Source organism: Rhodanobacter glycinis, assembly GCF_006438785.1.
Taxonomy (GTDB): domain Bacteria; phylum Pseudomonadota; class Gammaproteobacteria; order Xanthomonadales; family Rhodanobacteraceae; genus Rhodanobacter; species Rhodanobacter glycinis_A.
On the sequence record NZ_RCZB01000001.1, the window covers coordinates 1,228,079 to 1,242,250 of the forward strand.

Here is a 14,172-nt window from a genome sequence, read left to right on the forward strand (position 1 = left end):
TGACAATCGTCACCAGCACAGCGGTCTCACAACGGCGCATGCCGTAGCCGCAACGCATTGCTCACCACCGACACCGAACTCAGGCTCATCGCCAGCGCGGCGATCATCGGCGACAGCGTGATGCCGAACCACGGATACAGCACGCCAGCCGCCAGCGGCACGCCGATCGCGTTGTAGACGAAGGCGAAGAACAGGTTCTGGTGGATGTTGCGCACCGTCGCCTGCGACAGCTTGCGTGCGCGCACGATCGCACCCAGTTCGCCCCTGACCAGGGTCACCTGCGCGCTCTCCATCGCCACGTCGGTGCCGCTGCCCATCGCGATGCCAATGTCGGCGGCGGCCAGCGCGGGCGCGTCGTTGATGCCGTCGCCCGCCATCGCCACGCGGCGGCCTTCGGCCTTGAGCCGATTCACGACCGCGGCCTTGTCGGCGGGCGACACGTCGGCCTGCACCTCGTCGATGCCCAGCTCGTGCGCCACCGCCTGCGCGGTGGTGGCGTTGTCGCCGGTCAGCATCACGATGCGCAGACCGGCCGCGTGCAATGCCTTGAGCGCCGATGGCGTGTCCAGCTTGATCCGGTCGGCCACCGCCAGCAGGGCAGCGAGCGCGCCATCGACGGCCAGGAACATCACCGTAGCGCCCTGCCCGCGCAACTGTTCGGCGCGGGCGCTGGCGTCATCGCCGATCGCGATGCGCGACTCGACCATCAGCTTCGCGTTGCCCAATGCCATTTCGTTGCCGTCCACCCTGGCGCTGACACCGCGACCAGTCAGTGAATGGAAGTCCGTCGCCGCCAGCATGGCCACACCTTCGGCATCGGCGGCTGTCACGATCGCCCGCGCCAGCGGATGCTCGCTTGGCCGCTCCAGCGCAGCAGCCAGTGCCAGCAGCCGTTCGCGCGGCTGGCCACTCAAGGCCACCAGTTCGGTCAGCGCCGGCTTGCCCATGGTCAGCGTGCCGGTCTTGTCCACCACCAGGGTATCGATCTCGCGCATCGATTCAATCGCGCTGGCATCCTTGAACAGCACGCCGTGCTGCGCGCCGCGACCACTGGCGACCATGATCGAGATTGGCGTGGCCAGGCCCAGTGCACACGGACAAGCGATGATCAACACCGACACCGCGGCGATCAGCGCATGCGTCAGCCGCGGCTCCGGCCCAAGGACCGCCCACGCCGCGAACGCCAGCAGCGCGATCACCACCACCGCGGGCACGAACCATGCGGCCACCCGATCGGCCACGCGTTGCAGTGGTGCCCGGCTGCGTTGCGCCTGCGCCACCAGTGCCACGATCTGCGCCAGCATCGTCTCGCCACCGACCTTCTGCGCGCGCATGGTCAGCGCACCATCCTGGTTCACCGTGCCGCCGGTGAGCGGATCGTCCTTCGACTTGGCGACCGGCATCGGCTCGCCGGTGAGCATCGACTCGTCGACGTGGCTCTCGCCGTCCAGCACCACGCCGTCGACCGGCACCTTCTCGCCGGGGCGCACACGCAACACGTCGCCGGCATGCACCGCGTCCAGCGGCACGTCACTCTCGCTGCCGTCGGCGGCGATTCGTCGCGCGGTCTTCGGTGCCAATCCGAGCAACGCCTTCAGCGCCGCGCCGGTACGCCGGCGCGCACGCAGTTCCAGAAAGTCGCCCAGGGTGACCAGGGTGACGATCACCGCCGCCGATTCGAAATACACCGCGACCCGACCGTGCATGTCGCGGAAGCCGGCCGGGAATATTCCCGGCAGCAGGAACGCCACCGCGCTGTACAACCATGCCACGCCGGTGCCCAGCGCGATCAGCGTGTACATGTTCGGACGCCACGGCTTCAGCGAACGCCAGCCGCGCGCGAAAAACGGTGCGCCACCCCACAGCACCACGATGCTGGCCAGCACCGCCTCGACCCAGCTGGCCACGCCATCCCACGGCATCGGCAGATGCCAGCCGAACAGGTGCGGTCCCATCGCCAGCACGAACACCGGCACGGTAAGCGCCAGCAGCGTCCAGAAGCGCCGCGTCATCGACACCAGCTCGCCACCGTCGTCCGTGTCCAGGCTCGGCATCATCGGTTCCAGCGCCATGCCGCAGATCGGACAATGGCCGGGACCGACCTGCCGGATCTCGGGGTGCATCGGGCAGGTGTAGATCGTGCCGGGCGGCGCTGGCGGGACTGCACGCGCTTCGAGATACGCCGACGGATCGGCCACGAATTTCTCGTGGCAACGTGCCGAGCAGAAGTAGTAAGTCTGACCGTCATGCTCGGCGCGATACTTCGCTGTCTGCGGATCCACCGTCATGCCGCACACGGGATCCTTCACCGTGTGCACATGATCGTGATGGACATGCGCATGCTGTCCATGATCGTGATGCGCGTGATCGTGCGCCGCCGGCTTCGCGGCGCAACAGCTGCCTGCCACACTCTTCTCGCCAGCGCCCGGATATGTCGCCGGCGCGGCATCGAACTTCGCCTTGCAGCCAGCGCTGCAGAAATAATACGTTTGCCCGTCATGCGTCCCGACATGCTTAGTCGTAGCCGGATCAACCGCCATGCCGCAGACCGGATCGATCGCCTTGTCGTCGACCGGCTTGCCGCTGCCCCCGCAGCAGGAATCCTGCGCACTCATGACTTCACCTCGTCATCGCTCAACGCACGCAGGATCGGACATTCCTCCGGCTTGCCATGCCCCGGGCACGACTCGACCAGCTGTGCCAGTCCATCGCGCACGCGCTGCAATTCGATAATCCGTTGCTCGATCGCCGCCAGTCGCTGCTGCGCCCGCTGCTTCACGGCCTTCACCCCGCGCTGCCGATCGGCCGACAACGCCAGCAACTCGCGGATCTCCTCCAGCGTGAAGCCAAGATCCTTGGCGCGTCGGATGAAGCGCAACTGCGCGACCGTGCCCTCGCCGTAACTGCGATAGCCTGACGCGCGTCGCTGCGGCTCGGGCAGCAAGCCCTCGCGCTCGTAATAACGGATCGTGTCGATCGCCACGCCGACGCGCTTGGCGACGGCACCGATGGTGAGCGGAGCAGTTTGTGTGTTCATGGCCAAAGTCTAGACCATTGATCTAGGTCCAGAGTCAAGCCCTGCCGAATCAGGTGTGCTCGATCCCTGCGGCAGCCCGGCTCGGGAGTTCTGGGACAGGAGTGCGCCACCCGGCGGCGAGCCTGCCCCATGCACCGTCGAGCGCGATCTTCCAAAAATGGCCGCATGTGCCGACCGTCCGACGGACGGTCGGCGAAGAGTAGTTCACTGTCCTGGCCGTCCTCGATGATCGCGACGCCGCGACTGCGAGGGAATCAGTCAATGCCTTGCGCCAGAGGCTCTTTTTGGCCCTGATACGGTGATGGTTCACCATCCCCACTAGGTCTATAGTCCTTCGAAGCAGGCAGGGGCTGCGTCCTCCGGAATCGCGACAGGCTGCCCTTCCCGGCCAACCCAAGCAGCGCTCGGTTCAGGTGGTAACCATTCCCTGCTGAAAACCGGTGCTGATGTCATGCGAACCCGATGGCATCGGATTCGGCGTGGCCGAAGTGCCAACATGGCTCTACGGCTTCAACGCCGGGCTGGCGCTCAGTTCGTGGCCAATAGGAGATAGCCATGTTCGATCTTGCCGGGCCCTTGCGTGATTTGCTGGAAGCGATGCCGGACGCCATCGTCATGGTCGATGCCAGCGGCATGATCGTATTTGCCAACTCCCAGGCCGAGCGTGTCTTCCGCTACGCGCCCGCCGAACTGATCGGACAATCGATCCAGATGCTGCTGCCCGAACGCTATCGCGCGGCGCATGTCGGTCATCGTGGCGGCTTTTTTGCGCAGCCGCGCACGCGTTCGATGGGCGCCAATCTCGAACTGTATGGCCGGCGCCGCGATGGCGAGGAGTTTCCGGTCGAGATCAGCCTCAGTCCGATCGTGATGGACGAAGGCACGATGGTCATGAGCGCGGTGCGGGATATCACGGTGCGCAAGCGCGCCGAGGAAAAATTCAGGGATCTGCTGGAGTCCGCACCCGACGCGATGGTAATCGTCAACCGCCAGGGCCTGATCGTGCTGGCCAACTCGCAGGCAGTGCAGCTGTTCGGCTGGAAGCGCGAGGAACTGCTCGGGCAGTTGATTGAGGTACTGGTGCCGACCCGTTTCCACCATCGGCATCCGGATCATCGCGCCAACTTTTTCGCGCAACCGCGGGCACGCAACATGGGCGCAGGCCTGGAGCTCTACGGCCTGCGCAAGGACGGCACCGAATTCCCGGTGGAGATCAGCCTGAGTCCATTGCAGACCGAGGAGGGCCTGCTGGTGTCCAGCGCCATCCGCGACGTTACCGAACGCAAGCAGGTCGAGGCTTCGCTGCAGCAGGCGAACCGGCTGAAAAGCCAGTTCCTGGCGAACATGTCGCACGAGTTGCGCACACCACTGAACGGCATCATCGGCTTCTCGCAACTGCTGGCCGATGGCAAGGCCGGACCGCTGCAGGACAAGCAGAAGGAATTCCTGGGCGACATCCTCAACAGCGGCCGTCATCTGCTGCAGCTGGTGAACGACCTGCTCGACATGGCCAAGATCGAGGCGGGTCGGATGGAGCTGCAGACGGAGGACTTCGCGCTACCGGCGGCCATCAATGAGGTCTGTGCGGTGCTATCACCGCAAGCCGACGAGAAGCGCATCACGGTGACCACGACCGTCGCACCCGGACTGGATCACGTCCGGCTCGACCGTCACAAGTTCAAGCAGATCCTGCTCAACCTGCTGTCCAACGCAGTCAAATTCACCGATTCCGGCGGGCGGGCACACATCGACGCCACATGCACGCCAGACGGTCAGTTGCAACTGCAGGTAACCGACACCGGCATCGGCATCGCGGCCGACGACCTGGCCCGCCTGTTCGTCGAATTCCAGCGCGTCGAGCGCGGCGTGGCAGGACGCTTCCAGGGTACCGGACTCGGACTTGCGCTGACCCGCAAGCTGGTCGAAATCCAGCACGGCACCATCACCGTGGATAGCGAGCCTGGCCGGGGCACCACCATGACGGTACGGCTGCCGTCGCAGACGGGGATGTCATGACACAGCGCATCCTCGTGGTCGACGACAATCCCACCAACCTCAAGCTGGCGATGTGCGTGCTCGAGCTGGAGGGCTATCGGGTGGACCAGGCGGTCGACGCCGAACAGGCGCTGATCTTTCTCCGCGATATCGTCCCCGACCTGATTTTCATGGACATCTCGCTGCCGGGCATGGACGGGTTGACCCTCACGCGCATGCTCAAGGACCAGGACCGCTTCAAACATGTACCCATCGTGGCGCTCACCGCGTTCGCCATGAAGGGCGATGAGGAACGGGCCCGTGAAGCCGGCTGCGACGGTTACATCGCCAAGCCGATCGATACCCGCGCGTTTCCCGCACAGGTCGCGGGCTACCTGCGTGGAATCGATCGCCCATGAATATCCTGATCGTCGACGATCAGCCCATCAACCTCAAGTTGCTGCGGGCACAACTGGAGGCGGAAGGTCATGTCGTCTTCGACGCGACCAACGGCATCGAGGCCCTGGCGGTGCTCGATCGCGAAGCGGTCGACGGCGTGGTGTCCGACATCCTGATGCCGCGCATGGACGGTTATCGCCTGTGCCTGGAAGTGAGGAAGCTCGCGCGCTTCAGCCACTTGCCGCTGGTGCTCTACACCAGCACCTACAACTCGCCCACCGACCGCGAACTGGCCCGCAGCGCCGGTGCCGATGCCTATATCTCGAAACCGGCGCCGACCGACGTCATCATGGCCGCCCTGCACGCGGCTGCCACCAATCCGCGCACCAGGGGCATGGCGCCGGCACCACAGGAAATCGAGTCGCCCGTGCTGCGCCAATACAGCGAAACGCTGGTGCGCAAGCTCGAGGACAAGAGTGCCGAGCTCGATCGCGCATGCGAAGGGCTGGCGCAGACCGAAGCGCGCCTGTCCGGCCTGGTCGAGTCGGCGCTCGATGCCATCATCGCCTTCGACGATGAGGGCAAGATCGTCCTCTTCAACGCCGCCGCCGAGGCAATGTTCGGATGCACGCGAACAGCAGCCCTGCGCAGCCCCGCGGCTGGGTTCTTCCCGGCAAACTTTCAGCAGACATGGCAGGCCGAGCTGACGCAGCAATCGACGCCGCGCCTGCTGCGCGCGTTGCGGCACAATGGCAGCGAATTCCCGATCGAGGCATCGATCTCGTGGCTGGATAGCTCGCAAGGTCGCCTCTACACGATGTTCATCCGCGACATCACCGAGCGCGATCGCATCGAGCGTGCACTTCAAGAAAGTGAGGAGCGCTTCCGCAGCATCATCGAGGCAAGCCAGGACTGGATCTGGGAAGTCGATCGCGAAGGCTGCCTGGTCTACACCAACAGCACTGTGCAGCAGATGCTCGGCTACAGCGCCGAGGAATTGCTGGGCCGCAATGTCATGGCGCTGATGCACCCGGCAGATCGCGCCATGGTCGCGGAACGCATCCCCTCCTTTCTCGAGCACCCGCGGCCGTGGCGAAGGCAGCCACTGCGCTGGTGCCATCGCGATGGCAGCGTGCATATCCTGGAAAGCACGGCGAACCCGGTGCTGGACGCCGCTGGCCAGGCCATCGGCTATCGCGGCGCTCACCATGACGATACGGAGCGGCTCGCGCAGGAAGCGCGGATCCACCGGCTCGCCCGCATCCATGCGGTGCTTAGCGCCATCGGCAACATCGTGGTGCGCGCGTCGAACCGCAACGAATTGCTGCACGATGCTTGCCGGGTCGCCGTCGATCAGGGCGGATTCAAGGCCGCCGCCATCGGCGAAGGTGCCGTCGACGGCACGCTGCGTGTCGTCGCCAGCTACGGCGACGCGACGGTACTGCGCGCGGTAGCGCCCAGTGAGCCGATGACCGTCAGACTGCCTGGCCCCCATCATCAGCACCCCGGAGCACAAGCGTTCCGCGAAAAACGCAGGGTCGTCATCGGCGACTTCACCCAGGCGGATGTTCCTGCAGCGCTGCGCGAGGAGATGGAGCGGGCCGGCATCCTGTCGGAAGTGGTGCTGCCGCTGGGGACCGGGCCTTGGGGCTTCCTGACCCTGTTCTCGGAATCAGTGCGCGACTACGACGACGAAGAAATCGGGCTGCTCGAGCGGCTGGCCGGCGAAATCGACCATGCCACGGACTTCATCGCCAAGAGCGAACGGCTGGAATACCTGGCCTACCACAATCCCGTGACAGGCCTGCCCAGTCGCAACGCGTTCCGCGAACAGGTACAGGCGATGCAGGCATGCGGGCCGATGATCGTCTGCGTACTGGACATTCGGCGTTTTGCCTACATCAATGATTCCCGCGGCCGCGCATTCGGCGACCAGTGCCTGCGCCACATCGGCAAGCGGCTGCGCCGCATATTTCCCGCTCCCGGATTCGTGGCACATCCGGAGGGCTGCACGTTCCTGCTCGCCTACCCGGTCACCAGCGCACTGAACACGGAGATCGAGCGGCTGCAGGCACAGTTGCGCAGGTTCGAGAACCAGGTATTCACGATCGACGGCGAAGAGATCTTCATTAATCCGCAGGGCGGCGTCGCCATCGCTCCGCAGCACGGCAACGATGGAGAGATGCTCGAACGCAACGGCATGTCCGCGCTGGCCGAGGCGGATCGTCGCGACGAGCTGCTGCATGTCTTCAGCGAGGAACTGCAAGGTCGTTCCTCACGCCGCCTCAAGCTCGAGAACGACTTGCGCCGCGCTCTGGCCCAGCGTGAGTTCGAGCTGTTTTACCAACCCAAATTCAACACCGTCGGCAATCGCCTGATCGGCGCCGAGGCCCTGTTGCGATGGCATCGCCCTGCAGGCGGAACGGTCTCGCCCGCCGAGTTCATCCCCGTGCTGGAAGAGACCGGGCTGATCGTGCCGGTCGGGGAATACGTGATGCGCGAGGCGCTGGGCCAGGTCATGGCATGGCGCGCCCGCTATCAGCCGGGCCTGCGGATCGCGGTCAACGTGTCCGCGCGCGAGCTGCGTTACAACGGCTTCCTCGAACAGTGCCGCGCGATCCTCGAACCCAGCCAGGCCGACCAGGGCATCGACATCGAGATCACCGAAAGCCTGCTGATGGACGACATCGATCACAACATCCCGCTGCTCGAAAAGCTGCGCGGGCTGGGTTGCCGCATTTCCATCGACGACTTTGGCACGGGCTACTCATCGCTCAACTACCTGACGCGTCTGCCGGCTGACGAGATCAAGATCGACCAGTCGTTCATCGCCACGCTGGCACAGAGCCCCGAGACCATGGGTCTGATCACCAACGTCATCAACCTCGCCCACTCGCTGTCGCTGCGCGTGGTCGCCGAAGGCGTGGAGAACGAGGAACAGGTCAAGCTGCTGCGTCTGCTGCGCTGCGATGTCCTGCAGGGCTATTTCCTCGGGCGGCCGATGCCGGCATCGGCGTTCGAGGAACTATTGGCACATGTGACGTAAAACGCGAGTCGCGGCCTTGCCCATCGCTCAGCTCGTCCGACCTCCCAGCTCCTTTTCCAGCGCACGGCGGAGATCGATCAATGCAGCCGTGATTTCGCCCGGGTCGATCACCCCGTACCCGAACGTCACCGCCGGCTCGATCTCCCGCGTCATCGCATAATCCGCCGTCGACTCGGCACCAGCCGCAAACCGCAGGGCTTTCGGCATGATCGCTGACGCCAGTTCGGGCTTGCGAATGCGAGCCGCCAGATGCAGGCCCGCCTCGGAGGGGATCGGTTCCATCCACTCGCCGAGCTCACGCCGCAAGCCATCGAGCAAAGCTTCACGCCGCTCGGCGTAGATCGGCCGCATGTGCCGGACGTGGCGCGCGAGGTGGCCATCGCGGATGAAAGCCGCCAGCACGGACTGGGTGATGGTGTCGCAATGCGAATCGGCGCAATGCTTGACGGTGATCAGGCCACTGCGGGCCCAAGCCGGCGCGACGACGAAGCCCTTGCGCAGTGAGGGAAACATGCTTTTGGAAAACGTGCCGATGTAGAACACCAGGGCGTCGCGGTCCAGCGTCTGCAACGCGTCGAGCGGGCGGCCGCCAAAGCGGAATTCGCCGTCGTAGTCGTCCTCGACGATCACCGCGTCGTGGGTGCGGGCGAAGTCGAGCAAGGCGGTGCGCCGGCGCAGTGACATCGCTACGCCGGTGGGCGACTGGTGCGAAGGAGTGACGCTGATGATGCGGACATCTTCTGGCAGGCGCTCGACACACAGCCCCTCGTCGTCCACCGGCAGCGGCACCAGTTGCGCGCCGGCCGCTGCGAACGCCGCGCGAACCGGCGGATAGCCGGGTTCTTCCACCGCCACCTTGGTCTGCCCCGGCGTGACCAGCAGGCGGGCGACAAGGTCGAACGCCTGCTGCGCGCCGGAAGTCACGATCACGTCATCGGCGGTGCAGGTCACCGCGCGGGCAAAGGCAATGTGCCGAGCGATGGCTTCACGCAGCGCTGGAATACCCTGCGACGGTGCATAGGCGGACTGTTCGCGCGAGCTCCTGCGCAGCGTCTGCGCCATCAGCCGGCGCCAGATGGCGTGCGGGAAATGGCGGTGATCGGGGATACCGAGCCGGAAGCTGCGTTCGGGCAGCATTCGGGGAGGCGAAGGTTGCAGGAACGGCGCGCGCCAGATCGGCGCAAAACGTGATTCCTTGATATCGACTTTTGATTTCGATGGCTTCGTCGCACGTCGTCGGGCGAGGTCGGCGACCACCGGCTTCGCACCCTTCTGCGGGATCAGATAGCCCTCGGCGACCAGCAGGTCGTAGGCAGTGACCACGGTGTTGCGAGCTACGCCGAGCGCCTCGGCGACCCGTCGCGTGGAAGGCAATGGCGAGTCCGCGGGCAATCGTCCGTCAAGGATTGCAGAGCGCAGCTGCTGGTGCAGTGCGTGGGTGAGCGTGCCCTGGCTGCGTGATGGAAGCACGACGGTAAAGGGGAAAACTGGTTCCATCGAATATCCATGAACTGGATCAATCAAGGCACCAGATTACTCCCAGAATGAGCCTCGAACGAAATCGATGTCTGCCCCATTGCAGAAGCTCAACCCGAGGAGGCCCTGTCATGACCCTGTCCATCTGCGAGACCTGCGGTACCCAGTATGCGGATGCGCCCGCAGCGCCCATGCACTGTCCGGTGTGCGAAGACGATCGCCAGTATGTCGGACCGAAAGGACAGACATGGACGACGCATGACGCACTCAAGTCCGGCTACACGCTGCGGCTCGAAGATGATGCGGGCCTGCTGGGCATCGGGCTTGCGCCGGATTTCGCGATCAACCAGCGGGCGCTTTACCTGCCCACGGATGCGGGCAACATCCTGTGGGAATGCCTCAGCCTGGTCACCGATGACGCGGTCGGCGTGCTCAAGGCGCGCGGCGGCGTGGATCTGATCGCCATCTCGCACCCGCACTTCTACTCGTCGATGGTGGAATGGAGTGAAGCGCTGGGAAACGTCCCGATCCTGCTCCACGAAGCGGACAAGGAATGGGTGCGCCGGCCATCGCCGAACATCCGGTTCTGGAGCGGTGACACGCACCGGTTGTCCGATGGCGTGACGCTGATCCGCAGCGGCGGCCATTTTCCCGGCAGCACGGTATTGCACTGGAAGGACGGCCCGCGCGCCGGCGGGGCCCTGTTCTCGGGCGACGCGCCGCAGGTGGTGAGTGACCGACGCCACGTCTCCTTCATGCACAGCTACCCCAACTACATGCCGATGAAATCCGGCGCCGTGCGGGGCATGCAGGCGCGCCTCGAGGGTTACGCATTCGAAGACGTGTTTGGCTACACCTGGGGCCGCAACATCATCGGCAAAGCTCGCGCCGCGGTCGACGAATCGTTCGAACGCTACCTGTCGGCGATGGCTGGCTGATCGTCAGCAGAGACGAGCACAAACGTTCACTCACGTATCGAAGGAGCACACCGGCATGACCAGTCCATCCCATCGCATGCACGACTACCTGCCGGCGCGGTTCAGCAGCGCCGCCGGGGAGCAATGGATACCGTCCGCGACACCCGGCAAATCGTCGCGGCCGCTGCGCTTCTTCGCCGACGATCGCGGCTTCGTCGAGTTGCTGCGCATGGAGCCTGGGGTGGTGATGCCGCTGCATCGCCACAGCGGCGAGATCCATGCCTACAACCTCACAGGTACACGCAAGCTGTGCACCGGTGAACTGATCGGCCCGGGCGACTATGTGTACGAACCGCCCGGCAATGTCGACTGGTGGAAGATCGTCGGCGACGAACCGATGATCGCGATGGTAATCGTGATGGGTGCGGTGGAATTCCTCGGCCCCGGCGGCATCGTGACCGCCCGCGCGTCAGCCAGCACCCAGCTGGCGGAGTACGAACGATATTGCGGCGCGAATGGACTGAAGGTGCAGGATCTGCTGGATCGCTGAGTCAAACGCTCATCTGCTTCATGTAGCCGGTGGGTGTGACGCCGAGGATTCGGTGGAACATCGCGCTGAATGCACTGCAGCTTGCGTAACCGGCATCGCGCGCGACTTTTTTGATGGGGTAGCCGGCGCTCATCCGGTTCAACGCCCTGGCCAGTCGCACGTGTTGCCGCCAACGCGCGAAGGTCATCTTCAATTCGCTTTCGAATAACCGCGCCAGCGTTCGACTGCTGGCGCCGACATGCTGCGCCAGCTGATCGAGCGTATCCGTCCGCGAGGGGTCGACCAGCATGCGCTGGCATGCTTTCCTCAGGCGCGGATCGGACGGCGAAGGGATGTGGATGGCCATCTCTTCGGCGCCCCGCAGTTCATGTAGCAGCAACGGCGTCATCATCAGCATGCGCTCCCTGTCTCTGGACCGGTGCGCCTGGACCATCGCCAGCATGAGCTCGCGAAGCAGCCCCGTTGCCGTCAGAACCCGGCAATGGGTACCGAGCGACATGCTGCTGCCGCGATCGAGGTACAGCGTGCGTATGGCCACGTGGCCTTCCATGCGGATCTCGTGCGTCATCCCGGCGGGCACCCATAGCGAGCGCTGCGGCGGCACGATCCAGATGCCCTCGCGCGTCGTCACCTGCATGACGCCCGACGCCGCATAAATGATCTGCCCACGCCGATGCCGATGCCTCGGTATCTGGCACCCCTTTGGATAATCCTTGGCGAGCGCTGTCACCGGCCATGCCGGCTTCGAGCCAACGTGCTGTCTGGAACGCGACACAGAATGGCCTCCTTTCGCTATACGGACACCGTAGGCTGATTCTGGACGAACGGTCAGCCCACAACAACGCGCTGCATTCAATCGACGCACACGCGGCGAAAACACCGGCACAAGAGAGATAGCCATGAACGACCCGATCATCACGCGACGTACGGTGCTCAAGGCAGGCGCCACCCTGGCAGGAGCATTCGCGCTGGGCGGCCTGGGCCTGCGGGCCAAAACCCGTGGAGGCAGAGAGCGGCCGACGCTGGTCGTGCTCTGGCTCAATGGCGGGCCGGCAGGCCTGTTCAACAGTGCGGACTCGTTCCTCTCCAATGGGGCTTACGGCGTGACCGCCGACAATGTCCGCGTCCTGGCAAACGGTGTTTGCGTCGATGCCGGTTCGCTTGGCGCCTTGCCGGAATCGGCATTGACGCACATGGCTTCGATCGGTTTCAGGCATGGCCGCTACCCGCACACGGAGGCACGGACGGCGATGCTGGAAAAAAACTCGCACAGCCTGCTGCTGCAGATGGCCGCAGCCATGCCCGGCGGGGCGGCCCGTTGCGCCATCGTCAACAGTCTCGGCCTGCCCGTCGGAGTCGCGACGACGCCTCCGGCGGAGCGCGGCACCGTCTTCGAACGGATCGTGCAGTTCGAAGACGTGAACCGGCATTTCCCCGCCGCGGAGTTCGACAACATCCGCCATGCTTATGGCGTGGTCACCGGAAGCACCACCATCGACAACCAGCGAGCGACCTTCGCCAGTATCGAATCGCTGATCCTCGCGGACGTCGGCGTGATCTTCGCGCAGCCTGCCTACACCGGGCGACCCGACCGGCAGTTCGATACCCATCACGACGACGCGGGAACGCTGGCGCGCGACATCATGACGCCCATCACGCCTTCGCTGATCACATTTCTCGACCGTGTAATGGCGTTACCCGAACGCAACGTGGTGACGCTGTTGGTCGGCGAATTCAGCCGGACGCTACCAGGCGCGGATCATGCACCAGGCGGCACCGCCACTGTGATCGGCAAATACGTCAAGACGGGTACGACCGGACGGCAACTTCCCGATGGTTCGCCACCCGAACACGCCGCGTCGCCCGAGGCGTTGTGGGCCTATGCCGCTGCTGCCTTGCGTCTGGGTGGAGCGGCGCCATTCGGGCGCAATCCGCACCCGGAGCTGCTCGTGTGACACGTTTGCCGCCTCTTGCCGGCTTCTCTCAATCCCGTCTCCTTGCCCGCAATCTTGTCATCGGCCTCCAACCATGACGGCGGGCGCGCCTCCCGGGGACTGCGCGCACAAGCCCGCCCCAGGCTATTGAACCGCTCGCTCGGCCGGCACCTACCGATCGAGGCAAAGCTGGTGAGAACTACCGCGAAGATCTGCGCGACCGCCAGAGATCGGCCAGAAGCGGACGTTTGTGCTGCTCATCAATCGGCAGTCGCGCCAACTGCCCTTCCATGCGGAGGGTATGGGCCAGGGAATGTCTGGCGTCGTGAGTCGAGCCAGAGGCTATTGATCGAATCGATGGTCCACGGCCAAATTTTGGCTGGCAGGTAGATGTGGCGAGAGTGTGGCTTGAATGCTTTAACCGGGTGTGTGGCGTGAGTTCTTCGCCGAGGCCATCGCTCCGTCACTCGCCTGGCTTGCGCTCAGTGCCACCGTACCCGGGATGTGCTGTTTGCCCCATCGCACAAATGCAAGCAGCACTCCGCCCAGATCCTTTCCTTTCTGCGTGAGCGTATAGGAGTACCGGATGGGACGTTCGTGATAAGGGGTCCTGACGATGATGCCGGCACTTTCGAGGCGCTTGAGCCGATCAGCGAGGATGTTGGTTGGAATACCTTCCGGTGAAGCTGCGAGCTCCCCGTAAGTGTGCTTGCCGTGCAGCAAGTCACGCACCACGAGCAGCGACCACTTGTCGCCAACGACGTCGAGCGAATTGGCAACCGCACAGGGGGAGCGCAGAAAAGTCTTGCGGGTACTCATTTGTCGGACTCCATGGCCCA

The 14,172-nt window shown here is 64.5% G+C and carries 11 protein-coding genes; 6 read left to right on the forward strand and 5 right to left on the reverse strand.

Features of this window, described 5'->3' with window-relative positions:
• Positions 1-26: 26 nt before the first annotated feature.
• Together EAH75_RS05925 and EAH75_RS05930 are read right to left on the reverse strand one after the other, a co-directional pair.
• A complete protein-coding gene (locus EAH75_RS05925) occupies positions 27-2,615 on the reverse strand; it encodes a heavy metal translocating P-type ATPase (RefSeq protein WP_140650803.1) in 2,589 nt (862 codons plus the stop codon).
• Positions 2,612-3,037 (reverse strand): MerR family transcriptional regulator, encoded by a 426-nt coding sequence (locus EAH75_RS05930; protein ID WP_140650799.1) that lies wholly within the window; start codon positions 3,035-3,037, stop codon positions 2,612-2,614. The genes EAH75_RS05925 and EAH75_RS05930 overlap by 4 nt, the downstream gene beginning before the upstream one ends.
• Positions 3,038-3,592: 555 nt before the next feature.
• Between EAH75_RS05930 and EAH75_RS05935 the strand changes: the two genes are divergently transcribed.
• Genes EAH75_RS05935 through EAH75_RS05945 form a run of 3 tightly spaced genes read left to right on the forward strand, consistent with a single transcriptional unit; the run spans position 3,593 to position 8,456 of the window.
• Complete coding sequence (locus EAH75_RS05935) at positions 3,593-5,053, forward strand: PAS domain-containing sensor histidine kinase (RefSeq protein ID WP_140650795.1); 1,461 nt, start codon at positions 3,593-3,595, stop codon at positions 5,051-5,053.
• Positions 5,050-5,430, forward strand: a complete 381-nt coding sequence (locus EAH75_RS05940; protein WP_140650790.1) for a response regulator — start codon at positions 5,050-5,052, stop codon at positions 5,428-5,430. The genes EAH75_RS05935 and EAH75_RS05940 overlap by 4 nt, the downstream gene beginning before the upstream one ends.
• Positions 5,427-8,456 carry a GGDEF/EAL domain-containing response regulator gene (locus EAH75_RS05945; protein WP_140804736.1) on the forward strand — a complete coding sequence of 1,010 codons (3,030 nt, stop codon included), beginning with the start codon at positions 5,427-5,429 and terminating at the stop codon, positions 8,454-8,456. The genes EAH75_RS05940 and EAH75_RS05945 overlap by 4 nt, the downstream gene beginning before the upstream one ends.
• Before the next feature lie 27 nt (positions 8,457-8,483).
• Here the strand turns inward: EAH75_RS05945 and EAH75_RS05950 are convergent, their stop codons facing one another.
• Positions 8,484-9,953 (reverse strand): PLP-dependent aminotransferase family protein, encoded by a 1,470-nt coding sequence (locus tag EAH75_RS05950; protein ID WP_140650783.1) that lies wholly within the window; start codon positions 9,951-9,953, stop codon positions 8,484-8,486.
• A 110-nt stretch (positions 9,954-10,063) separates the two neighbouring features.
• Here EAH75_RS05950 and EAH75_RS05955 point away from each other — a divergent pair, with 110 nt between their 5' ends.
• Together EAH75_RS05955 and EAH75_RS05960 are read left to right on the forward strand one after the other, a co-directional pair.
• Positions 10,064-10,870 (forward strand): MBL fold metallo-hydrolase, encoded by an 807-nt coding sequence (locus EAH75_RS05955; RefSeq protein ID WP_140804738.1) that lies wholly within the window; start codon positions 10,064-10,066, stop codon positions 10,868-10,870.
• A gap of 55 nt (positions 10,871-10,925) precedes the next feature.
• A complete protein-coding gene (locus EAH75_RS05960; protein ID WP_140804740.1) occupies positions 10,926-11,399 on the forward strand; it encodes a cupin domain-containing protein in 474 nt (157 codons plus the stop codon).
• A gap of 1 nt (position 11,400) precedes the next feature.
• Here EAH75_RS05960 and EAH75_RS05965 read toward each other — a convergent pair whose 3' ends face one another.
• Complete coding sequence (locus EAH75_RS05965; protein WP_161596196.1) at positions 11,401-12,129, reverse strand: AraC family transcriptional regulator; 729 nt, start codon at positions 12,127-12,129, stop codon at positions 11,401-11,403.
• 169 nt (positions 12,130-12,298) lie between these two features.
• Between EAH75_RS05965 and EAH75_RS05970 the strand changes: the two genes are divergently transcribed.
• Complete coding sequence (locus EAH75_RS05970; protein ID WP_140804742.1) at positions 12,299-13,354, forward strand: hypothetical protein; 1,056 nt, start codon at positions 12,299-12,301, stop codon at positions 13,352-13,354.
• A 396-nt stretch (positions 13,355-13,750) separates the two neighbouring features.
• On the opposite strand, the gene EAH75_RS05975 is transcribed toward EAH75_RS05970, so the two are convergent.
• The gene (locus tag EAH75_RS05975) at positions 13,751-14,152 is read right to left on the reverse strand and encodes a winged helix-turn-helix transcriptional regulator (protein ID WP_140804744.1); all 402 of its coding nucleotides are present in this window, start codon (positions 14,150-14,152) and stop codon (positions 13,751-13,753) included.
• Positions 14,153-14,172 lie beyond the last annotated feature (20 nt).